Source organism: Kitasatospora sp. NRRL B-11411 (assembly GCF_000721345.1).
Taxonomy (GTDB): Bacteria; Actinomycetota; Actinomycetes; order Streptomycetales; family Streptomycetaceae; genus Kitasatospora; species Kitasatospora cineracea.
The window spans coordinates 14230-36205 of record NZ_JOGH01000108.1 but is presented as its reverse complement, the minus strand read 5'-3'; the positions used below and the strand labels follow the sequence as shown (position 1 = coordinate 36205).

Sequence of the window (21976 nt, the reverse complement as noted above, 5' to 3'; positions counted from 1 at the left end):
GCCCGGCGCCCCCGGCGCGCCCGGCGCGCCCGGACCGTACGGCGCCCCGCCGCCGCCCCCGCCCACCGCGGGCCTGGTCACCTGCCCGATCTGCCGCAGCCCGCAGAGCGGCCGGTACTGCGAGGAGTGCGGCTACGACTACAACCTGGCCACCTCCGCCCGCCCGCCGGGCGCCGCGCCCGCCCCGGCCGCCCCGTTCGGCCAGCAGCCGCCGGCCGCGCCGCCGGGCCACCAGCCCCCGCCGCCGGCCCAGCAGCAGGGCTACGGCTTCCCGCCGCCCGCCGCCGCGCCCCCGGCCCCGCCGACCGCGTTCGACCCGCCGGCGCCCTCGCCGTACGAGCGCCCGCAGCCGCCGCAGCCCCAGCCGCAGTCGCCCTACGAGCAGCAGCGGCCCCCGTACGAGCAGCAGCCGCCCGCCCCGCAGCCGCCGCAGTCCCCGTACGAGCGCCCCCAGCCGCAGCAGCCGTCGCCGTACGAGCGCCCCGGCTACCCGGCCGCGCAGGCCGCCCCGGGCGGGCCGGCCGCGCCGTCGTTCGAGAAGCCTCCGGCCGCGGGGTTCCCGGACGTCGACTACGAGCGCACCGGCCCGGTGTACGCCGAGCCGTCCGCGCCCCCGGCGGGCGGGCGGCCGCAGCCGGGCCAGGGCCCGGACTCCGGGACGTCCTTCCGGCTCACCCCGCCCGGGCAGCCGGGCGGCGGCGCGGCGCAGCGCGGCACCTGGTTCGCCGTGGTGGCGCCCGACCACGAGTACTTCACCGACATGATGACCCGCAGCGGCCCGGAGGCGGCCGGCCTGTACTTCCCGCAGTACACCTCGGAGCGCCGGGTCCCGCTGACCGGCCGGGGCCAGCTGCGGATCGGGCGGCGCAGCCAGCAGCGCGGCACCGTGCCGGAGATCGACCTGTCGGTCGCCCCGGAGGACCCGGGCGCCTCGCACCACCACGCGCTGCTGGCCGAACAGCCGGACGGCAGCTGGGTGGTGGTCGACCAGGACTCCACCAACGGCACCACCATGAACGGCGGCCCGGACACCCTGCCGCCGCACACCGCGATCCCGCTGAACGACGGCGACCGGATCCACGTCGGCGCCTGGACCACCATCACGGTGCACCTGGCCTGACGGCCCGTCGGACCTGACGGCACCTCACCACCGGCCCCGGACCGGGGAGTTCGCTCCCCGGCCGGGGCCGCCGTCCGCACCCGATCGACACGGAAAGCTCAGAATTCGCACAGGAGCCCTCGTCGGGGAACACCCCCACCCCCTACGCTTCGCCCCATGAGTGATGCAATAACCGCGGACGGGATCCGGAAGCGGTACGGGGATGTCCAGGCCGTCGACGGAGTCTCGCTCTCCGTCCGGACTGGCGAGTTCTACGGCCTGCTCGGACCGAACGGTGCGGGCAAGACCACCACGTTGGAGATCCTGGAGGGCATCCGGGAGGCGGACGAGGGGCGGGTCGAGCTGCTCGGCCTGTCGCCGTGGCCGCGCAACCCGAAGCTGCTGCCGCGGATCGGCGTGCAGTTCCAGGCCTCCGCGTTCTTCAACAAGCTGAGCGCGCGCGAGACCATCCGCACCTTCGCCTCGTTCTACGGCATCGGCCCGAAGGCGGCCGACGCGATGCTGGAGCGGGTCGGGCTGACGGAGTCCGCGAACGTGCTGACCGACAAGATGTCCGGCGGCCAGGCCCAGCGCCTGTCGATCGCCTGCGCGCTGGTGCACGACCCGGAGCTGGTGTTCCTGGACGAGCCGACCACCGGCCTCGACCCGCAGGCCCGCCGCAACCTGTGGGACCTGCTGCGCGACATCAACGCCGAGGGCCGCACCGTGGTGCTGACCACCCACTACCTGGACGAGGCGGAGATCCTCTGCGACCGCGTCGCGGTGATGGACCACGGCAAGGTGCTGAAGACCGGCGCCCCCGCCGCGCTGGTCCGCGAGATCGACGACACCGTCCGGGTCCGGATCGAGTCCGGGCAGCTGGCCGTCGACCGGGTGCGCGAACTGCTCGCCGCCGCGGGCGCGGTGTACGCCAACCTGGAGGACGACAGCGTCACGCTGGCGCTGTCCACCGCCGAGCCCGGACCGGTGCTCGCCGTGCTGGCCGAGCAGAACGCCCTGCGCGGCCTCGAGGTCCGCGGCGCCACCCTGGAGGACGTCTTCCTCCAGCTGACCGGACGGGAGTACCGGGCATGACCGCCACCGAACGGCCCCCGGCCCCCGCACCCGCCCCGGCCGCCGCGGGCAAGGAGAAGGCCAACGCCTTCGTCGGCCTGTCCCGGGTGATGCTGCTGGGCTTCCTGCGCGACAAGGGCACCCTGTTCTTCACCCTCGCGCTGCCGCTGATGTTCCTGCTGCTGTTCGGCGTCCTCTACAAGGGCGGCGGCACCTCGCACGTCAAGGTCGCCGAGATCGGCCAGGTCAAGGTGCTCGACGACGCCAAGGCGCACGCCGAGGGCGCGCTGGACGCGCTGGAGATCACCACCGGCCTGGACGAGGCGGACGCCCTCGCCAAGGTCAAGAAGGGCGACCTGGACGGCCTGGTGGCGCAGAAGCCGGACGGCACCCTGGTGCTCCGCTTCAGCCAGGCCGACCAGGTCAAGTCCGCCACCGTGGTGGGCATCGTCAACTCCCTGGTGGACGGCGCCAACCAGGCGGCCTCGAACACCCCGGCGAAGTACACCCTGGACGCCTCCAAGGTCGAGGACGACTCCACCAAGCCGATCCAGTACCTGACCCCGGGCCTGCTCGCCTACGCCGTCGCCATGGGCGCGGTCTACGGCGCGTCCTTCACCCTGGTCACCTGGCGCAAGAAGCGGGTGCTGCGCCGCCTGCGGCTGGCGCCCATCTCGGCGGGCACCATCGTCGGCGCCCGGGTGCTGGTCAGCGTGCTGGTCGCGCTGGCCCAGACCGGGCTGTTCCTGATGGTCGCGCAGATCGACTACTTCGGGCTCAAGCTCACCGGCAACTGGTGGCTGGTGCTGCCGCTGGTGGTCTGCGCCACCCTGGCGTTCATGTCGATCGGCCTGGTCACCGGCTCGCTGGCGAAGACCGAGGAGTCGGCGAACGGCATGAACCAGCTGATCATCCTGCCGATGTCCTTCCTCGGCGGCGCGTTCATCCCGCTGGACTTCGCCCCGAGCTGGCTGCAGGACATCTCCCGGGCGCTGCCGCTGCGCTACCTGATCGTGCCCGCCAAGTCGGTGCTCAGCCAGGGCGGCGGCCTCGCCGACGCACTGCCCGCGATGGGCATCCTGCTCGCCTTCACCGCGGTGCTGTGCGCCGTGGCCTGGCGTTTCTTCAACTGGGACGACGCGTAGCCGCCCCCGTCCCGGGACGGGGGTCGTACGCCGGAAGTCCCGGTGTACGGCCCCCGTCGGCGTCTGCGACCATGGACGGGTGACTGACACCGGGCGCGAGACCACCACCGCACCAGAGGAGACCTTCTACGACCAGGTCGGCGGGGAGGAGACCTTCCGCCGGCTGGTGCACCTCTTCTACCGCGGTGTCGCCCAGGACGAGCTGCTGCGCCCGATGTACCCGGAGGAGGACCTCGGCCCCGCCGAGGAGCGCTTCGCGCTGTTCCTGATGCAGTACTGGGGCGGTCCGCGCACCTACAGCGAGCGCCGCGGCCACCCCCGGCTGCGGATGCGGCACGCCCCGTTCCGGGTCGACCGGGCCGCCCACGACGCCTGGCTGGGGCACATGCGCGCCGCCCTGGACGAGCTGGCGCTGCCCGCCGAGGCCGACCGCGAGCTGTGGAACTACCTGACGTACGCCGCCGCCTCGATGGTCAACACCGCGGGCTGAGCCCCGGGCTGGCGCCGGGCGTCCTTCCCGGGCGTCCTCAGCGCAGCGGGCTGAGCCCCAGTCCCGCGCCGGGCGCGGCGGCGGTGCGCAGCGCGACGGACCCGGCGGGCGCGTCCAGCCGCAGCCAGGCCCCGGCCCGGTGGGCGGCGAGCTCGACGCCGGGCCGCAGGAACCCGATCGCGTGGGCGGCGTGCGCGGCCCGCAGCGGCAGGCCCTCGGCGGCCGCCAGCGGCCGGGACCAGATCTCGTCGGCGATCGCGTCGACCGCCTGCCTGGTCCGGTGGTGCTCGGGCACCTCGGCGGTGCGCCGCTTGAACTCCGCGACGGCGGCGAGCACTTCGCCCACCACCCGCTCGACCGGGGGCCGGCCGAGCGGCTGCCAGCCGGAGCGCGGCGGGAGCAGCCCGGCCCAGGCCGGTCCGGTGACGGGCGCGGGCAGTCCGAGCCCGGCGCCCGGCTCGTCCACCGACTCCAGCAACTGCCCGGCGGAGACGGTCAGGTCGGCCGGCCCGGCCGGCCCGGCCAGCCGCACGGTGCGCACCGCGAGGACCGCGGAGCCGCCGAGCGGCAGCCGCCCGAACACCGCCAGCACCCCGCCGCCGTCCGCGCCCGGCACCGCCTGGAGGCGGACCGCCGCGGCCCGGTCGAAGCGCAGCAGCCGGCCGAGGAAGGCGGCCAGGTCGGCGGCCTCCTGCCGGTCGGCGAGGTCGAGTCGGGTCTGCACGGTCACCGGTTCAGCTCGTTTCTTCGGCGGGTCTTCGACGGGGCGGCGGGCGCGGTCAGGCGGCGGCGCAGTCGGCCGGCTGCTCGTCGGTGAACCGGCTCAGGAACTCCCGCTCGACCGGGCTGATCCGGCGCGGGCGGCCCTCGGCGAGGTTGTAGGGGACGACCACGGTGGAGGCGGTGACGTAGACCGTCTCGGTGCCGTCGGCGGCGACGTCCTTGATCTCGTAGGAGACCGTCAGCGAGGCGCCGCCGATCTTCGTCACCCAGGTCTCGATGGTGACCGGCTCGGGGCGGTGCACCAGCGGCCGCCGGTAGTCGATCTCGTGGCGCGCCACCACGGAGCCGCCCGCGAACTCCCCGGCCCCGGCCTCGGCGGCCTGGGTGAACATGAAGTCGATCCGGGCCTCCTCCAGGTAGCGCAGGAAGACCACGTTGTTGACGTGGCCGAAGGCGTCCATGTCGGACCACCGCAGGGGGCAGGCGTAGATGTGGCGAGCCACGGTGTTCTCCTCGAATTCTCTGTACCCGGAGGTACCCGCTGGGCAGCCTACGGGCGGCGGCCCGGCAGCCCGCCCGCGGGGGCAGTCTGCCGGGCCGACGTTGCGCCCCGGTGTCAGCCGCGGGTCAGCTTCTTGTAGCTCGCGCGGTGCGGGCGGGCGGCGTCCGCGCCCAGGCGCTCGACCTTGTTCTTCTCGTAGGACTCGAAGTTGCCCTCGAACCAGAACCACTTGCTCTCGCCCTCGTAGGCGAGGATGTGGGTGGCCACCCGGTCCAGGAACCAGCGGTCGTGGGAGATGACCACGGCGCAGCCGGGGAACTCCAGCAGCGCGTTCTCCAGCGAGGACAGGGTCTCGACGTCGAGGTCGTTGGTCGGCTCGTCGAGGAGCAGCAGGTTGCCGCCCTGCTTGAGGGTCAGCGCCAGGTTGAGGCGGTTGCGCTCACCGCCGGAGAGCACCCCGGCCGGCTTCTGCTGGTCCGGGCCCTTGAAGCCGAACGCGGACACGTAGGCCCGGGACGGCATCTCGACCTGGCCGACGTTGATCCAGTCGAGGCCGTCGGAGACGACCTCCCACAGGGTCTTCTTCGGGTCGATGTTGGAGCGGGTCTGGTCGACGTAGCTGATCTTGACGGTCTCGCCGACCTTGACCGTGCCGCCGTCCGGCGTCTCCAGGTCCTGGAGCATCTTGAACAGGGTGGTCTTGCCCGCGCCGTTGGGGCCGATCACGCCGACGATGCCGTTGCGCGGCAGGGTGAAGCTGAGGTCGTCGATCAGGACCTTGTCGCCGAAGGCCTTCTGGAGCTTGTCGACCTCGATGACGACGCTGCCCAGGCGCGGGCCCGGCGGGATCTGGATCTCCTCGAAGTCCAGCTTCCGCATCTTGTCGGCCTCGGCCGCCATCTCCTCGTAGCGGGCGAGGCGGGCCTTCGACTTGGCCTGGCGGCCCTTGGCGTTGGAGCGGACCCACTCCAGCTCTTCCTTGAGCCGCTTGGCGCGCTTGGCGTCCTTCTGGCCCTCGACCTTGAGACGGGTCTGCTTGGTCTCCAGGTAGGTGGAGTAGTTGCCCTCGTACGGGTAGGCGCGGCCGCGGTCGAGCTCCAGGATCCACTCGGCGACGTTGTCCAGGAAGTACCGGTCGTGGGTGACGGCGACGACGGTGCCGGGGTACTTCTCGAGGTGCTGCTCCAGCCAGTTCACCGACTCGGCGTCCAGGTGGTTGGTGGGCTCGTCGAGCAGCAGCAGGTCGGGCTGCTCCAGCAGCAGCTTGCACAGCGCCACACGGCGCTTCTCGCCGCCGGAGAGCTTGGTGACCGGCCAGTCGCCGGGCGGGCAGCCCAGCGCGTCCATGGCCTGCTCGAGCTGGGCGTCGAGGTCCCAGGCGTTGGCGTGGTCCAGGTCCTCCTGGAGGGTGCCCATCTCGGCGAGCAGCTCGTCGGAGTAGTCGGTCGCCATCAGCTCGGCGATCTCGTTGAACCGGTCGAGCTTGGCCTTGGTCTCCTTGACGCCGTCCTGGACGTTCTCCAGGACGTTCTTGGACTCGTCGAGCGGGGGCTCCTGCTGGAGCATGCCGACGGTGAAGCCCGGCGAGAGGAAGGCGTCGCCGTTGGAGGGCTGGTCGAGGCCCGCCATCATCCGCAGCACGGTCGACTTACCGGCGCCGTTGGGGCCGACGACGCCGATCTTCGCCCCGGGGAGGAAGCTGAGCGTCACGTCGTCAAGGATGACCTTGTCGCCGTGTGCCTTGCGCACCTTGCGCATGGTGTAGATGTATTCCGCCACGTTGAGATCGCTCCGGCGTCGTCGTGAGTAATCGGCTTGCAGCCTTCCATTGTGCCGTAAGGCCGGGGCCGACCCGAACGCCGCTCCCGGGCGTCCGCGGCCCCGCCGGGCCGCCGGCTGCGGGCGCCCGTCATGCGAACGGCCCCGCCGCCCGGAGCCGGGCGGCGGGGCCGTCCCCCGTCCGGCGCGGGCGCCGGACGGGGTTCAGCTGGTGGTTCAGGAGGTGCGGCTGTGGCGGCCGCGGCGGCGCATGCCGTAGACCGCGGCACCGCCGGCGACGAGCAGCACGCCGGCCAGCGTGGCGGTCAGGCCGGAGCCCATGCCGCCGCCGGTGGAGGCCAGCTCGGGGCCGGTCGGGCTGGGCGACGGGGCGGTGGACGGGGTCGCCGACGGGCTGGCCGGCGGCAGGGTGTTGCTGTCGGTCTTGCAGTTCAGCACGCCGCTGAAGGTCTGCGAGAAGCCGCCGGGGCCGGTGACGGTGAACTTGTAGGCGGTGTCCTCCTCGACCGGGAGGGTGACGTCCTGGGTGGCGCCGGGCTTCACGGTGACGTTCTTGCCGCCGACGGTGAACGTCCAGTCCTGGTCGCCCTTGTTGGTGGCGGTGAGGACCAGCGCGCCCTGGGTGCAGTCGACCTTGGCGGTGGCGGCCGGGATCGGGCCCTTGGGCGCCCAGGTCAGCGCGGCGAGGGCGTTGACCTTGACCTTGTCGGTGCCGGCGAGGATCAGGGTCTGGCTGTGCTTGCCGTTGTCGTCGCCGACGAAGGCCCGGCCGAGGTTGATGGTGGCGGTGGCGTCGGCGGTGACGTTCGCGGTGCCGGCGGCGGCACCGGCCGGGACCTTGGCGAACAGCTGGTCGCCGCTCTTGGCGTTCTTCACCGCGGCGCCGTTCTTGTCGACGAGGGTGACGCCCGCGTCGGTGCCCTTCTTGTCGAGCGCGACGGTGACGCTGTCGGTGCTGCCGCCGGTGGTGACGGTGATCGGGCCGAGCAGGTCGCCGCTCTTGCCGGCCACCGAGCCGGGGTTGAGGGCGAGCGAGGGCTTCGGCTCCTCGGCGCCGCCCTTGGCGTCGGCCTGGGCGATCAGCCAGTCGGTGAACTTCTTGGCCTTGTCGTGGTCGTCGCTCTGCTTGGTCGGCACGTTCGGGTCGGAGTAGTGCCAGATGGCGATCTGGGTGGCCGCGGCCGCGTCGTCCTTGGTGAGGCCGTCGATGCCGGAGGCCTTGCCGAGCGCGCCCTCGTCGACGTTCGGGAAGGAGTGCTCGAGCAGCCACTGGATCTTCGGGCCGGCCTTGGCCTTGACCTTCTCCGGCTGGGACAGCGAGGTCGAGGCCCAGTCGGTCTCGTGGTAGGTCGCGTCCTTGAGCGTGTCGTTGAGCAGGTCGATGCAGTACACCTGCAGGATCGTGTCGGTGCCGGTCACCTTGAGGTTGAACTGCCCGGCGGTCACCGGCAGCCAGCGACCGGGGCGGACCTCGTGCTCGATCTTCTCGCCGTAGCGGATGCCGCCGTCCAGCTTCGCCGTGACACCCGAGGAGGGGTCCGCCGCGAACGCCGTACCGGACGCGACCAGGCTCGACCCGACGGCAAGACCCGACGCGAGCATGACAGCTGCTATGCGGGAGACGACCCGCCCCTGCTTGTGGAACATCTGCGATCCCTCCGGGCGGCGACATGCCTTCGGCAACCCGCCCCCTGCAAAGCGGCACCCCCTGTGGCGCCGCTGCACGTGTGTGGACCAGACGCATCCTATTGACACGCCCCGACCGGTTCACGCCCGTAGCGAATCAGGACGATTTCGTGGCTGTTCTGTTATCAAAGAGCTCTTCCGCAAGGGAAGTTGATGAGTCGACATAAAGCCACGGGGCGCCTCCGCGGCAATCAGGATTGCACCTCCCGGCTCAAGAAGTGCCCCGATTACGTCAGTTCAGAACCTCCTCCGCCACACCCGCACCTCCCTCCCCGGCCGCCTCACCCGCACCGCCGCCGGCCGCGGCGGCCTCCTCCGCCCGGCGCCGGGCCGCGACCGCCGCCACGATCCACTCCGGCACCGCCTCCCCGACCAGCCGCACCGCCCGCGGCCCGCCCGCCGCCGGCACCGGCACCGCCGCCGCACCACCGTCGGAAGCGCCGTCCGAAGCGCGGACGGGCATGCCGCTCCCGGCCGGCCCCGCGCCCGAACCCCCCCGCCCCGGCGCCGACTTGCCCTCCAGCGCGCGCCGGAACACCGAGGTGCCCCGGGCCAGGTCGTGGCCGATCGAGCGGGCGTCGATCTCCACCTCCGTCCGCCGGCTGCCCTCCTCCCCCCACTCGCGGACCCGCAGCCGCCCGCTCACCACCAGCGGATCGCCCTTGTTCACCGAACCGACCACGTTGGCTGCGAGCCCCCGCCAGGCCACCACCGTCACCCAGGTCGTCCCGCCGTCCGTCCAGTCGCCGCGCTCCCGGTCGTAGCGCCGCTCCCGCGCGGCGAGCCGGAAGTTCGCCACCGCCACCCCGCCGGGCGTCTCCCGGTACGTCACGCCCGACGCGGCGTTGCCGACCATCGTCACCAGTGCCTCGTCCATTCCGACTCCTCCGTTCCCGGCCGCGGCGACCGGTGCCCTTTCCCGGCGGAATCCCCGCCGGGAAAGATCCTCCGTCTTCCGGGAAATCCGCACCAGCACCTTCCGCCCGCCTGTGGACAACTCCGCCCTGTGGAAAACCGGAGTAACTCCCCCGAGTGAATTGAATCGTTTTCCGGTCGAAAATCGACCATTTCAATGCCGTGTCCACGACAACAAAACGACCACCCCGGACAAATGCCACTCCCGGCCCCGACCCGCACCCCAACCTGCGCCCCGACCCGCGCCCCGCCCGGCGCTCCGACCCCGCATCCCTTCCCCCGCAAGGACCGTTCGGGCACCCGCGCCGACCACCCCTTCCGGTGACCGCCCGCACACCCTCCGGACACCCCGGGTCCACCCCCGAAACCACGAACGGGTGGCCCTCGACTCGCCCCGTCCATGTCATCCGACCGATGGAACCCCTAAACGCGCCCCCACCCACCGGCCGCTCGGGGCGATTGCCCCGCCGAATCCATAACGGGTGGGGTCGCAGCCCCGTAACGACTGCACAACGTCCCGCTCCGAGAGCCGGTAGACCGCTGCACTCCCCGGCACTACCTGCGATTATCGGACCGCCCCGAGGAGGCCGACACACCCCGGTCCGGTCTTCGAAGTCCAGGGGGCGGAACTGAACACCCGTATCCTGTCCCGGAACATCCCGTCCCGGCCCAGGCCCGGCAAGCGGGCCGACGTCAGCACCCCGGCCCCCATAGCTCAGCGGATAGAGCACCCGCCTTCTAAGCGGTAGGTCGCAGGTTCGAATCCTGCTGGGGGCGCCCACCCACTCCGACCGGCCCCGTCACCACCGGACGAGCACTCCCCGGCCCCGCGGACCGCCTACCCCGTCCCGCCGCGCACATGCTCCCGCCCCGCCGCCAGGTCGGCCAGGAATCCGTCCAGCAGCACGCGTTGGCGCTCCGGCGGGAACTCCCCGGGGGCGAACAGCGCCTGCACCACCAGCCCGAGCGCGAAGGACTGGGCCCGCGCGGCCAGTTCCTCGGCCGGGCGGTCGGCGGGGAGTTCGCCGAGTTCCTGGGCCTCGGCGCAGAGCCCGGCCATCCGCCGGCGGGCCCGGCGGTAGCGCTCGGCGTGCCCGGCGGTGAGCTCGGCGTCGCCGAGGGCGGCGTCCCAGGAGCCGACCCAGATCCGGTTGGCGGCGGCGCCCTCCGCGTCCAGCGGGAGGATGTCGAGCAGCGCGGCGCGCAGCACGGGCAGGCCCCGGGCGCCGGCGGCGGCCTCGGTCGCGGGCCGGTGGCGTTCGGCGGCCTGCCGGTCGAGGACCTCCAGCGCGTGGGCGACCAGGGCCCGCTTGTGCGGGAAGTAGTGGGTGAGCAGGCCGGTGGAGGCGCCGAGTTCGGCGGCCACCGCGCGCAGGGTCAGGCCGCCGAAGCCGCGGTCGGCGAGCACCCGCCACACCGCCTCCGAGACGTCGCGCCGGCGTGCTTCGTGGTCGCCCCGTGCGGGTGGAGTCATGCGCGCTAGGGTACCTACCAAACGTTTGTTATGTACCACGGCCGTGCACCACTGCCATGCACCACGGCCGTGCACCACTGCCGTGTACCGCGAGGGGATGCCGATGTACGCCGTAGCGCTCGCCGAGGACGCCGAGCTCCGCCCCTTGGAGCCGTGGCAGGCCGAGGAGTTCCTGGAGCACATGGACCGGGCCCGGGCCGGGGTCGATCCGTGGATTCCGTGGGCGACCCGCAGCACCGACCTGGAGTCCGCCCGCGCGACGCTGCGGAAGTTCGCCGACAAGCAGGCCGCCGACGCCGGGCGGATCTACGGGATATGGCTGGACGGGACGCTGGTGGGCGGCGTGATGTTCGTCCAGTTCGACGCCGCGGCCGGGGTCTGCGAGATCGGCGTGTGGACCGAGCCCGCCGCCCAGGGCCGCGGCCTGGTCACCGCGGCCGCCCGCCGGCTGCTGGACTACGCGCTGCTGGAGCGCGGCCTGTACCGCGCCGAGTGGTGGAACAGCACGGTCAACCTGCGCAGCCGGGCGGTGGCCCGGCGGCTGGGCATGACGCTGGACGGCACGCTCCGCAAGCACACCGAACATCTGGGCGTCCGGCTGGACTTGGAGATCTGGTCGATGCTGGCCCCGGAGTGGCGGGCGGTCCGCGAGGGCGCCGGCCCGACGGAGGGTTGACGCGGATCACATGGCCCGCCCCGCGCCCGCGTGAAAGGCTGACGGCCCGTCCGGCACCGTCCCCCGAGAGGCCCGCCATGCCCGCGAGCACCGCCCACCCGCTGGACCGTCCGGGCCCGGGGGACGTCGAACTGCCCACCGGCGCGCCGGGCCTGCGCTGCTGGGTGGGCCCGGAGCGGGTGGCGACGCTGCTGCTGGACCGGCCGGAGCGGCGCAACGCGGTGACCGGCGCGATGTGGCGGGCGCTGCCCGGGGTGCTGGCGGAGCTGGCGGCGCGCCCGGACGTCCGGGTGCTGGTGCTGACCGGCGCGGCGGGCGCGTTCTCGGCGGGCGCGGACATCGCCGAGCTGGCCGGGGTGTACGCCGACCCGGCGTCCGCCGGCGCGTACCACGCCGCGAACGTGGCGGCCGAGCAGGCGCTGGCGGCGTTCCCGCGCCCGACCCTGGCGGTGGTCCGGGGCGCCTGCGTGGGCGGCGGCTGCCAGTTGGCGCTGGCCTGCGACCTGCGGCTGGCCGCCGCGGACGCCCGGCTCGGCATCACCCCGGCGAAGCTGGGCGTGGTCTACCCGGCGGTCCCGACGCTGCGGCTGGCCGCGCTGGTCGGCCCGGCCCGGGCCAAGTACCTGCTGTTCTCGGGCGAGTTGCTCCCCGCCGCCCGCGCGGAGTCGTTCGGCCTGCTGGACGAGGTGCTACCGCCCGCCGAACTGGACTCCCGGGCCCGGGAGTTCGCCGGTCTGCTGGCCCGCCGCTCCCCGCAGACCATCGGCGCGGTCAAGGCCGTGCTGTCCGTCGACCCGGCGGACGCGGCGGACGCCCTGGAGCCCTGGGAGCGCGCGTCCCGGACGGCGCCGGACGTCCGGGAGGGCCTGGCGGCGTTCCTGGAGCGCCGCGAGCCGCGGTTCTGACCGCCCGGTGGCGCCCGACGGCCCCCGGTGCTGCACAATCTCCGGTGATCGGATCACCATCCGGTGCCCGGCACGGTCGAAGGAGCAGCATGTCCAGCCCTGTTCACACCGCCGGAACCGGAACCGCAGCCGGAGCGGCGCCCGGCGCCGAGGGCGGCTGGGCCCGCCGGATCACCGACGGGGTCGAACCGAAGAACGTGATCCTGACGGTGCTGCCGCTGATCGGAGTGGTCCGCCACGGCTGGTCCGGCCTGGCCTGGGCGGCGTTCGCGGCGCTGTTCGCGGCCGTGCTGCCGACCTGGTTCATCCGGCGCGGGATGCGGCGCGGCAGCATCGAGGACCGGCACGTCGGCCGGCGCCGGCGCCGCCTGGTGGTGCTCCCGGTCGTCATGGGTTCGGTGCTGGCCGGCCTGCTGGCGATGCTCCTGCTGGACGCCCCGGCCGACCTGACGGCGATGGTGCTGGCGATGTTCGCCTCGCTGGTGCCGCTCCTGGTGATCACGGCCTGGTGGAAGGTGTCGGTGCACACCGCGGTGGTGTGCGGCGCGGTCGTCTGCACCGCGATCGCGCTCGGCCCGTGGTGGCTGCTGGCGCTGCCCGCGGTCGTGCCGGTGGGGTGGTCCCGCGTGGTGCTGCGGGACCACACCCCGGCCCAGACGGTGGTCGGCGCACTGGTGGGGGCCGCCACCGCCGGGCTGGTCTTCTGGTCGGCCCGCTGACGGACCGCCCACCCGGAGCCCGCTGACGGACCGCCCGCCCGGAGCCCGCTGACGGACCGCCCGCCCGGAGCCCGTCGGCGGACCGCCCGCCCCGGCCGACCCGCCCCGGGCGCACCGCCCCGGCAGGGCTGACGGGCCGTCAGCGGATCGGCGCCCCCGAGATCGCCCGGGCGATGACCAGCCGCTGGATCTCGCTGGTGCCCTCGAACACGGTGTAGATGGCGCTGTCCCGGTGCATCCGCTCGACCGGGTACTCGCGGGTGAAGCCGTTGCCGCCGAGGATCTGCATGGCCTGCGCGGTGACGAACTTGGCGGTCTCGCCCGCGTACAGCTTGGACATCGACCCCTCGGCGCTGGTGAACGGCTGGTTGTTGACGGCCATCCAGGAGGCCCGCCAGACCAGCAGCCGGGCCGCGTCGATCCGGGTCTTCATGTCGGCGAGCTGGAACGCGACGCCCTGGTTCTCGATGATCGGCTTCCCGAACTGCACCCGGGTCTTGGCGTAGTCGAGGGCGACCTCGTACGCGGCCCGGGCGATGCCGATGGCCTGGGCGCCGACGGCGGGGCGGGAGGCTTCGAAGGTGGCCATGGCGGCGTTCTTGCCGCCGCCCCGGGTGCCTTCGCGGGCCCGGGCGAGGCGGGTGTCGAGCTTCTCCTTGCCGCCGAGCAGGCAGTGGCCGGGGACCCGGACGCCGTCGAGGACGACCTCGGCGGTGTGCGAGGCGCGGATGCCGTGCTTCTTGAACTTCTGGCCCTGGCTGAGGCCGGGGGTGCCGGGCGGGACGATGAAGGACGCCTGGCCGCGGGAGCCGAGTTCGGGGTCGACGGTGGCGACCACCACGTGGACGTGCGCGATGCCGCCGTTGGTGGCCCAGGTCTTGGTGCCGTTGATCACCCACTCGTCCTTGGCCTGGTCGTAGACGGCGCGGGTGCGCAGCGCGGAGACGTCGGAGCCGGCGTCGGGCTCGGAGGAGCAGAACGCGGCGACCTTGACGTCCTCGGGGGTGCCGAACATCTGCGGGGCCCAGGTGCCGATCTGCTCGTCGGTGCCGTTGGCGAGGACGGCGACGGCGGCCAGCGTGGTGCCGGTGATGGCGAGGCCGATGCCGGCGTCGCCCCAGAACAGTTCCTCCATGGCGATCGGGATGCCGACGCCGGAGGGGTCGAAGAACTGCTGGGCGTAGAAGTCGAGGGAGTAGATGCCCAGCTTGGCGGCCTCCTGGATGATCGGCCAGGGGGTCTCCTCGCGCTCGTCCCACTCCGCGGCGGCGGGGCGGATGACGTCGGCGGCGAAGCCGTGCAGCCAGTCGCGGACGGCGATCTGGTCCGGCCCGGGGTCGAGCGAGAAGGTGGTCATGTCGGCCTCCAGGAGACGGTCGGGCGGGCCGGAGGGTCCACGCCACTGCGCTGTTACCTCCGGTAACATGGCGGCGAGTCTGCTACCGATAGGTAACCGGTGTCAACGCCCGCCGAGCCGCATACCCGCCCGCACGAGGAGCAGCGCATGACCACCGAACCCCGCCGCGAACAACTGCTCAACGCCGCCGACCGGGTCATCCAGCGCGAGGGCCCGAGCGCCAGCATGAACGCGATCGCCGCCGAGGCCGGCATCACCAAGCCCATCCTGTACCGGCACTTCGGCGACCGGAACGGCCTGATCGGCGCGCTGACGCAGCGCCACACCGCCGGGCTGCTGGCCGCCGTCCGCTCGGCCCTGAACGAGCCGCTGGAGCGCCGCGACCGGGTCGAGCACGTGCTGGACGTCTACCTGGCCGCGATCGAGTCCCGCCCGCAGGTCTACCGGCTGCTCACCCACCCCGAGCCGGGCGACCCGACCGGCGCGGGCAACGCGCTGGCGCCCGCGCTGCGGCAGATCGCCGAGGAGATCACCCGGGCCATCCAGCAGCAGATCGACCTCGGCCAGGAGGGCCCGCTGCTCTCCGAGACCTGGGGCCGCTCGATCACCGGCATGGTGCTGGCGGCCGGCGACTGGTGGCTGGAGACCCGCCCCTGCCCGCGGGCCCGGATGGTGCAGGCTCTGGCCGACCTGCTCTGGGGGCGGCTCTCCGCCGCCGCCGACCTGCCGCCGATGCTGGCCGCCCCGGAACCCCGAGCCCCGGAACCCCGAGCCCCGGAGTCCTGAGCCCCGGCCCCGGCCCCGGCCCCGGCCCCGAGCATGCCGCCCGCAGCCCACAGCCCACAGCCCGCGGAAAACATGAGCTTGTCTCACCTCTTGTGCGGCGGAGGCGGCTCCGGCAGGATCGGCGCACCCCGCCCCCACCCCCGCCGTGAGGTGCCCCCGTGCGCGTCCGCCGCTCCGCCGCCGCCCTGCTGCTCACCGCCGCCGCCGTCCTCGGCACCGTCTCGGCCGGCCCGCCCGCCGACCGCGGCCCGTTCGACGCCCGCAAGGTCTCCGCCACCACCCTCGCCGACGGCCGCACCGCCTTCACCGACCAGCGCGGCCGCGTCCTGGACCTGCGCGGCTTCAACCTCGACAAGTACGACGAGACCACCGAGGCCGACCTGCGCGAACTCGCCGCGCACGGCTTCGGCCTGGTCCGGATCGCGGTCTCCTGGTCCCGCCTCGAACCCGCCCCCGGCCGCTACGACCGGGCCCAGCTCGCCCGGCTCGGCCAACTCCTCGACTGGGCCGGGAAGTACCGCCTGTACGCCGTCGTCGACTACCACCAGGACGTCTACGGCCAGTACTTCCTCGGCGGCGACGGCGGCGCCCCCGCCTGGGCCACCCGCGACGACGGCCTGCCCTTCACCCCCGACCCCGCCGACTGGTTCGCCGGCTACTTCCAGCCCTCCGTGCAGGCCGCCTTCCGCCACCTCTACGACGACCCCGACCTGCGCCGCGCCCAGGCCGACCTCTACACCACCGTCGCCCGCGAACTGCGCGGCAAGCGCGCCCTGCTCGGCTACGACCTGTTCAACGAGCCCTTCGGCCCCGTCCCCGGCGACCCCGCCGACCCGGCCGTCCTGGCCGCCGCCTCCGCCGCCCTCGAACAGGGCCGGCTCGCCGCCATGTACCGCCGCCTGATCACCGCCGTCCGCGGGGTGGACCCCGACGCCTGGCTGTTCGTCGAACCCACCGTGCTGGTCGGCCAGGGCGTCCCCACCAGCCTCCCCGCCTTCACCGACCCCCGCCCCGGCCCCGACCGGATCGGCTACGCCCCGCACTTCTACGACACCGCCGTCGAGGCCGGCCGGGACTGGGACCCCGCCGGCGGCTTCGTCGAGGACTACACCGCCGCCGTCACCGCCTACCCCCGCGCCCACCGCCTCCCCGTCCTGGTCGGCGAGTGGGGCCCGCCCTCCGCCGCCACCCCCGGCAACGCCGAACTGATCCGCCGCCAGGTCGCCGCCATGCGCACCTTCGCCGCCGGCTGGACCATGTGGTACTGGTGCCACGGCACCGGCGGCTACTGCGCCCTCACCCCCGACGGCCGCCCCGCCCCCGGCTACGGCCCGGTCTTCGCCCGATGACCGTCCCCGCGCCCCGCCGGGGGCGCGGGGAACCGCGCGGGCGACCGCGCACGGCGGGCGCCGGGGGCGCGACGGCCCCGCGGCTCCGCCTACTCCAGCCCGCGCCGGGCGAGCAGTGGTCCGATCTCCGGCTCCCGCCCCAGCACGTCCCGCACGCACTCCAGCGCGTCCCGGCTCCCGCCCCGCGACAGCAGCCGCTCCCGGAACAGCTGCCCGCTCTCCCGCACGCCGCGCCCGCCGGTGCCGAACCACTCCACCGTCTCGGCGTCCAGCACCTCGGACCAGATGTACGCGTAGTACCCGGCGCTGTAGCCGTTCGAGAACACGTGGTTGAAGTACCCGGTGCGGTAGCGCGGCGGCACCGCCGCGACCGCGATGCCCGCCTCGGCGAGCGCCCGGGCCTCGAACGCCTCCGCGTCCTCGACCAGCGGGTCGGCGGCGGTCCGCGAGTGCCAGGCCCAGTCGAGCAGCGCCGCCGACAGGTACTCGACGGTCCGGAAGCCCTGCCCGTAGTTCTCGGCGGCGAGCATCCGCCGCACCACGGCCGGGTCCAGCGGCTCGCCGCTCTCGTGGTGCCGGGCGTAGTTGGCCAGCACCTCGGGCCGGGTCATCCACATCTCGTTGACCTGGGACGGGAACTCGACGAAGTCGCGCGGCACCTCGGTCCCGGCGAACGACGGGTACTGGACGTCCGAGAACAGCCCGTGCAGCGCGTGCCCGAACTCGTGGAACAGGGTCCGCACCTCGTCCCAGCTGAGCAGCGCGGGCTCGCCGGGCGCCGGGTGCGCGATGTTGAGGTTGTTGACGACCACCGGGCGGGTGCCCAGCAGCCGGGACTGGGCGACGAGTTCGTTCATCCAGGCGCCGCCGCGCTTGGACTCGCGGGCGTGGAAGTCGCCGATGAACAGGCCCAGCCCCGAGCCGTCCGCGTCGAACACCTCGAAGACCCGGGCGTCGGGGTGGTACGCCGTCAGGTCGGGCCGCTCGGTGAAGGCCAGCCCGTAGGCGAGGCCGGCCGCGAAGAAGACGCCGTCGCGCAGCACCCGCTCCAGCTCGAAGTACGGGCGCAGCGCCGCGGTGTCCACCTCGTAGCGTTCGGCGCGCACCTTCTCGGCGTAGAACGCCCAGTCGTGGGCGGCGAGTTCGCCGATGCCGTCGGCGGCCGCGGCGGCGGCCAGGTCGGCGGCCTCGCGTTCGGCGTTGGCGACGGCGGGGGCGACCAGGCGGCCGAGCATCGCGCCGACCGCCCCGGCGGTGCCGGCGGTCTCGTCGGCGACCACGTACGAGGCGTGGGTGGGGTGGCCGAGCAGGGCGGCGCGTTCGGCGCGCAGCGCGGCCATCTTGGCGGCGAGCGGGCCGTTGGTGTCGAGGCCGCGGCGCAGCGAGGCGGTGAGCAGGCGCTCGCGCAGGGCGCGATCGGTGAGGGAGGCGAGTTCGGTCTGGTTGGAGAAGTTCTTCAGGCTGAGCACCCAGCGGCCGTCCTGGCCGAGGGCGCGGGCGTTCTCGGCGGCGGCGGCGACCGCGGCCGCGGGGAGGCCGTCGAGGGCGTCGGCGCTGTCCACGGCGACCGCGCCGGCCAGTGAGGCCTCGTGCGTGTTGCGGCGGAACGCGGCGCTGTCGGCGGCGAGTTCGGCGTTGATCTCGCGCAGCCGGCGCTGGCCGTCGGCGTCCAGTCGGGCGCCGGCCCGGACGAAGGCGGTGTGCCGGCGTTCCAGCAGGCGCAGCGACTCGGGGTCGAGGCCGAGTCCGTGGCGGGCCTCGTGCAGGGTGTCGAGGCGGGCGAACAGCGCGGCGTCGAGGTGGATCGCGTCGGCGTGCGCGGCCAGCAGGGGGCTGATCTCGGCGTCGAGTTCCTGGACGCCGGGGGTGGTGTCGGAGGAGTCCTGGTTGAAGAAGACCGCCGAGACCCGGCGCAGTACCGCTCCCGAACGCTCCAGCGCCACCACGGTGTTGTCGAAGGTCGGCGGCTCGGGGTTCGCGGCGATCGCGGCGGTCTCGGCGAGCTGGTCGGCCATGCCCCGTTCGAAGGCGGGACGGTAGTGCTCTTCCCGGATCTCGGCGAAGGGCGGGAGCTCGTACTCCAGGGTGCTGGGCGAGAAGAAGGGGTTGTCGCTCATGGCGGCGACATTACGGGCCCCCGGGCCCTGGCGGAACACTGTCACGCCAAGCCGCCGCTCCGGGCGCCCGCCCCTCGTGCCGCACCGCCCGCTGTCACCCCCACCGGCTACCGTCGACAGGTCCCGCCCCTGCCGGCCGAGAGGAGCCGCCGCCGTGCGCTACGCCCTGGTGCCCGACCCGCACGGTCCGGGCGGGCGGCTGCAGCCGCTCGGCGAGGACGGCGCGCCGCTGGGCCCGCCGGAGCCCGCGCCGCGGCTGGCCGAGGCGGTGGCCGCGGTGGAGGCGGCGCACGCCCCGCGCTGGGTGTGGCCGACGGCGGACACCGCGTACGGTCCGCTGCTGGCCGCGCTGCCGGAGCGGCTGGCGCGCTGCCACGACCTGCGGCTGACGGAGGCGCTGCTGCTGGGCCGGGAGGGCCGGTTCGGGTCGCCGCGGTCGCTGGGCGCGGCCTGGGCGCGGCTGCGCGGCCTGCCGGTGCCGGCCGACCTGCCGGAGGGCGCGCTGCCCGACGAGGACGGCCTGTTCGCCCCGGACCGGCTGCAACTGCCGCCGGGGACAGACCAGTTGGCGGCCGTCGTGGCGGTGCACGCGGAGCAGCTGCGGCGGCTGGCGGCGATCGCCGACCCGGCGGCCCGCTCCCGGTTCCGGCTGCTGGTGGCGGCCGAGTCGGCGGGCGCGCTGCTGGCCTGCGAGATGGCGCACGACGGCCTGCCCTGGCGCGCGGACGTGCACGACGCGCTGCTGACCGAGCTGCTGGGCCCGCGGCCGGCGATCCCGGGCGCGCTGCCGCCGAAGCTGGCCGAGCTGGCCCTGGAGGTGCAGCGGGCGCTGGGCTCGCGCCCGTTCAACCTGGACTCGCACACCCAGGTGATCAAGGCGTTCGCGGACCGGGGCATCCAGCTGTCCTCGACCCGTTCCTGGGAGCTGAAGGCGGTCGACCACCCGGCGGCGGCCCTGATGGTGCGCTACAAGGAGCTGTCCCGGCTGCACGCCGCGCACGGCTGGGCCTGGCAGGCGGCCTGGGCGCGCGGCGGCCGGTTCCGCCCGGAGTACGTGGTGGGCGGCGTGGTGACGGGCCGCTGGGCCTCGCGCGGCGGCGGGGCGCTGCAGATCCCGCGCACCCTGCGCCGCGCGGTGGTGGCCGACCCGGGCTGGCTGCTGGTGGTCGCGGACGCGGCGCAGCTGGAGCCGCGGGTGCTGGCCGCCCTGTCCGGGGACGCGGGGCTGGCCCGGACGGCGGCCGGCGGCGACCTGTACGCGGCGCTGGCGGCGTCCGCGTTCCAGGGCGACCGGGACAAGGCGAAGCTGGGCCTGCTGGGCGCGATGTACGGCCAGACCGGCGGCGGCATCGGCCCGCTGCTGAACACGCTGCGCCGCCGCTACCCGGCCGCGATGGGGTACGTGGAGGCGGCGGCCCGCACCGGGGAGGACGGCGGGGTGGTCTCCTCCCGGCTGGGCCGGGCCTGCCCGCCGCCCTCGGCGGACTGGCTGGACCTGACGGAGGCCCCGGAGTCCGGCGAGGCGGGCGGCCGCTCGGCCCGGGCCCGCGGCCGGTTCACCCGCAACTTCGTGATCCAGGGCAGCGGCGCGGACTGGGCGCTGGCGCTGCTCGCGGCGCTGCGCCGCCGGCTGGCCGCGCTGCGCTCCGGCGAGGACCGCCCGCACCTGGTGTTCTTCCAGCACGACGAGGTGGTCGTGCACACCCCGGCCGACCTGGCGGACGCGGTGGCCGCCGCGGTCGCCGAGTCCGCCGAGGAGGCCGCCGCGCTGGTCTTCGGCGACACCCCGGTCCGCTTCCCGCTGACCACCGCCGTGGTCGACTGCTACGGCGACGCCAAGTGAGCGCCCGGCTCAGCCCGGCTCAGCCCGCCGCGTCCGGCGCGTCCGGCGCGGGCCGGGTGACCAGCAGCAGCAGCGCGTCGTCGCCGAGTTCGCCGCCGGTGTGGGCCAGCAGGTCGGCGTAGAGGCGGGCGACGGCGGCGTCGAGGTCGGCGAGCGAGCGCCAGCCGTCGCGGACCAGCGGCCCGGCGCGCTCGGCCAGCGGGTAGAACTCGCCGCCGCGGGCGCCCTTCGCCTCGATCACGCCGTCGGTGCACAGCACCAGGACGTCGCGCGGGCCGAACGGCACGGCGCTCGCGCAGGGCAGCCCGCCGACCAGGTGGCCGAGGCCGAGCGGCAGCCAGGGGTCCTCGGGTTCGAGCACCTCGGCCCGCCCGTCGGCGCGCACCCGCAGCGGCGGGACGTGGCCCAGGTGCAGCAGGTCGACGCTGCCGGGCTCGCGGAAGGCGGCGAACATCGCGGTGGTGAACTCCCCGTCGGGGACGTGCCGTTCCATGCTGGCCTCGATCCGGCCGGCCACCGCGGGCAGCTGCTCCTCGTCGTAGGCGGCCTCCCGGAACGCGCCGAGCACCACCGCGGCGGTCTGCACCGCGCCGAGCCCCTTCCCGCGGACGTCGCCGACCAGCACCCGGGTGCCGTACGGGGTGTCCAGCACCGAGTACAGGTCGCCGCCGATCCGGGCGGCGTCCGCGGCGGACACGTACCGCACGGCCAGCCGCAGCGGCCCGACCACCGGTTCGGGCTGGCGCAGCAGCGCGCGCTGGGCGGCCTCCGCGACCGAGCTGACGGCCGCGAAGGCCGCGGCTCGTCGCATCCGCAGTTCGGCGATCCCGGCGCTGAGCGCGGTGACCGCGACGTAGCTGACCATCGCGCCGTACAGGAAGCGGCTGTCGCCGAAGTCGACGACCTGGTCGAGGTGGCTGAGGCCGAGCAGGGCCAGCAGGCCGAGGAAGCAGACCGCGAGCAGTTCGCGCGGCCGCAGGGTCAGCGCGGCCACCGACGGGACGACGACCATCAGCGGGGCCAGGTAGCGGTCCTGCCCGGAGAGGTAGTCGGCGAGCGAGACCAGGCCGATGGCGGCCAGGGCGGGCGCGGCCCGGCGCAGCAGCGACAGGTCCTGGAGGTCGGCCGCCAGCAGGGCGTTGCGCCGCCTGCTGGGCGGCACCGCGCCGGTGCGGCCGGGTGGCGTGCCGTCCCCGCGTCGAAGGTGCACCTACCGAACATATCGGACACCGGGCCGCCTTGCGCCGTCCGGGCGAAATCCCGGCGGTCCGGGCCGGGAGCCCTGGGTTTCCCCGCCGTACGGGGGGCGGGCGCCGCACCGCCGCGCCCGCCGTTGC

19 protein-coding genes and 1 tRNA gene are annotated in these 21976 nt (G+C 74.4%); 11 read left to right on the top strand and 9 right to left on the bottom strand.

Going from position 1 to position 21976, the window contains the following annotated elements; translation table 11 throughout:
* From IH44_RS48685 to IH44_RS0131830, 4 genes are all read left to right on the top strand, one after another.
* Positions 1-1120: FHA domain-containing protein (locus IH44_RS48685; protein WP_030463264.1), on the top strand; the 1120-nt coding region annotated here is incomplete at its 5' end.
* Between the two features lie 156 nt (positions 1121-1276).
* A complete protein-coding gene (locus IH44_RS0131840; protein WP_030463263.1) occupies positions 1277-2194 on the top strand; it encodes an ABC transporter ATP-binding protein in 918 nt (305 codons plus the stop codon).
* Positions 2191-3318 (top strand): ABC transporter permease, encoded by a 1128-nt coding sequence (locus IH44_RS0131835; RefSeq protein WP_081967249.1) that lies wholly within the window; start codon positions 2191-2193, stop codon positions 3316-3318. The genes IH44_RS0131840 and IH44_RS0131835 overlap by 4 nt, the downstream gene beginning before the upstream one ends.
* Before the next feature lie 79 nt (positions 3319-3397).
* Entirely contained in the window at positions 3398-3808 is a 411-nt protein-coding gene (locus IH44_RS0131830) for a globin (protein WP_030463261.1), read from the top strand.
* 37 nt (positions 3809-3845) lie between these two features.
* On the opposite strand, the gene IH44_RS0131825 is transcribed toward IH44_RS0131830, so the two are convergent.
* The 5 genes from IH44_RS0131825 to IH44_RS49545 all read right to left on the bottom strand — a co-directional run bounded on the left by IH44_RS0131825 (position 3846) and on the right by IH44_RS49545 (position 9375).
* A complete protein-coding gene (locus IH44_RS0131825) occupies positions 3846-4538 on the bottom strand; it encodes a hypothetical protein (protein WP_030463260.1) in 693 nt (230 codons plus the stop codon).
* Positions 4539-4587: 49 nt separating this feature from the next.
* The gene (locus IH44_RS0131820; protein WP_030463259.1) at positions 4588-5034 is read right to left on the bottom strand and encodes a thioesterase family protein; all 447 of its coding nucleotides are present in this window, start codon (positions 5032-5034) and stop codon (positions 4588-4590) included.
* Positions 5035-5147: 113 nt separating this feature from the next.
* Positions 5148-6812: an energy-dependent translational throttle protein EttA gene (gene ettA, locus IH44_RS0131815; protein ID WP_030463258.1), complete on the bottom strand. Its 1665-nt coding sequence runs from the start codon at positions 6810-6812 to the stop codon at positions 5148-5150.
* A gap of 216 nt (positions 6813-7028) precedes the next feature.
* Positions 7029-8459 (bottom strand): Cys-Gln thioester bond-forming surface protein, encoded by a 1431-nt coding sequence (locus IH44_RS0131810; RefSeq protein WP_030463257.1) that lies wholly within the window; start codon positions 8457-8459, stop codon positions 7029-7031.
* A 271-nt stretch (positions 8460-8730) separates the two neighbouring features.
* Positions 8731-9375, bottom strand: coding sequence for a single-stranded DNA-binding protein (locus tag IH44_RS49545; RefSeq protein WP_063759713.1), 645 nt, complete (start codon positions 9373-9375; stop codon positions 8731-8733).
* Between the two features lie 742 nt (positions 9376-10117).
* Between IH44_RS49545 and IH44_RS0131800 the strand changes: the two genes are divergently transcribed.
* Positions 10118-10190: transfer RNA gene (locus IH44_RS0131800), tRNA-Arg, on the top strand.
* A 61-nt stretch (positions 10191-10251) separates the two neighbouring features.
* Here the strand turns inward: IH44_RS0131800 and IH44_RS0131795 are convergent.
* Positions 10252-10887, bottom strand: coding sequence for a TetR/AcrR family transcriptional regulator (locus tag IH44_RS0131795; RefSeq protein WP_107066667.1), 636 nt, complete (start codon positions 10885-10887; stop codon positions 10252-10254).
* A 103-nt stretch (positions 10888-10990) separates the two neighbouring features.
* Here IH44_RS0131795 and IH44_RS0131790 point away from each other — a divergent pair, with 103 nt between their 5' ends.
* From IH44_RS0131790 to IH44_RS0131780, 3 genes are all read left to right on the top strand, one after another.
* A complete protein-coding gene (locus IH44_RS0131790) occupies positions 10991-11563 on the top strand; it encodes a GNAT family N-acetyltransferase (protein ID WP_030463254.1) in 573 nt (190 codons plus the stop codon).
* A gap of 77 nt (positions 11564-11640) precedes the next feature.
* Positions 11641-12468 (top strand): enoyl-CoA hydratase/isomerase family protein, encoded by an 828-nt coding sequence (locus IH44_RS0131785; RefSeq protein ID WP_232795158.1) that lies wholly within the window; start codon positions 11641-11643, stop codon positions 12466-12468.
* A gap of 89 nt (positions 12469-12557) precedes the next feature.
* Positions 12558-13187, top strand: a complete 630-nt coding sequence (locus IH44_RS0131780; RefSeq protein WP_063759712.1) for a hypothetical protein — start codon at positions 12558-12560, stop codon at positions 13185-13187.
* 139 nt (positions 13188-13326) lie between these two features.
* Here the strand turns inward: IH44_RS0131780 and IH44_RS0131775 are convergent, their stop codons facing one another.
* On the bottom strand, positions 13327-14544 hold the full coding sequence (locus tag IH44_RS0131775; protein ID WP_030463251.1) for an acyl-CoA dehydrogenase family protein: 1218 nt from the start codon (positions 14542-14544) through the stop codon (positions 13327-13329).
* Positions 14545-14691: 147 nt separating this feature from the next.
* On the opposite strand from IH44_RS0131775, the gene IH44_RS0131770 reads away from it, so the two are divergent.
* Together IH44_RS0131770 and IH44_RS46850 are read left to right on the top strand one after the other, a co-directional pair.
* Positions 14692-15330 carry a TetR family transcriptional regulator gene (locus IH44_RS0131770; protein ID WP_051817671.1) on the top strand — a complete coding sequence of 213 codons (639 nt, stop codon included), beginning with the start codon at positions 14692-14694 and terminating at the stop codon, positions 15328-15330.
* Between the two features lie 158 nt (positions 15331-15488).
* Entirely contained in the window at positions 15489-16679 is a 1191-nt protein-coding gene (locus IH44_RS46850; RefSeq protein WP_030463249.1) for a glycoside hydrolase family 5 protein, read from the top strand.
* Between the two features lie 89 nt (positions 16680-16768).
* Here the strand turns inward: IH44_RS46850 and IH44_RS46845 are convergent, their stop codons facing one another.
* Positions 16769-18796, bottom strand: coding sequence for a M3 family metallopeptidase (locus tag IH44_RS46845; RefSeq protein ID WP_030463248.1), 2028 nt, complete (start codon positions 18794-18796; stop codon positions 16769-16771).
* A gap of 154 nt (positions 18797-18950) precedes the next feature.
* Here IH44_RS46845 and IH44_RS0131755 point away from each other — a divergent pair, with 154 nt between their 5' ends.
* Complete coding sequence (locus tag IH44_RS0131755; protein WP_030463247.1) at positions 18951-20639, top strand: bifunctional 3'-5' exonuclease/DNA polymerase; 1689 nt, start codon at positions 18951-18953, stop codon at positions 20637-20639.
* Positions 20640-20658: 19 nt separating this feature from the next.
* Here the strand turns inward: IH44_RS0131755 and IH44_RS0131750 are convergent, their stop codons facing one another.
* Positions 20659-21849: a PP2C family protein-serine/threonine phosphatase gene (locus tag IH44_RS0131750; RefSeq protein WP_030463246.1), complete on the bottom strand. Its 1191-nt coding sequence runs from the start codon at positions 21847-21849 to the stop codon at positions 20659-20661.
* Between the last annotated feature and the right edge of the window lie 127 nt (positions 21850-21976).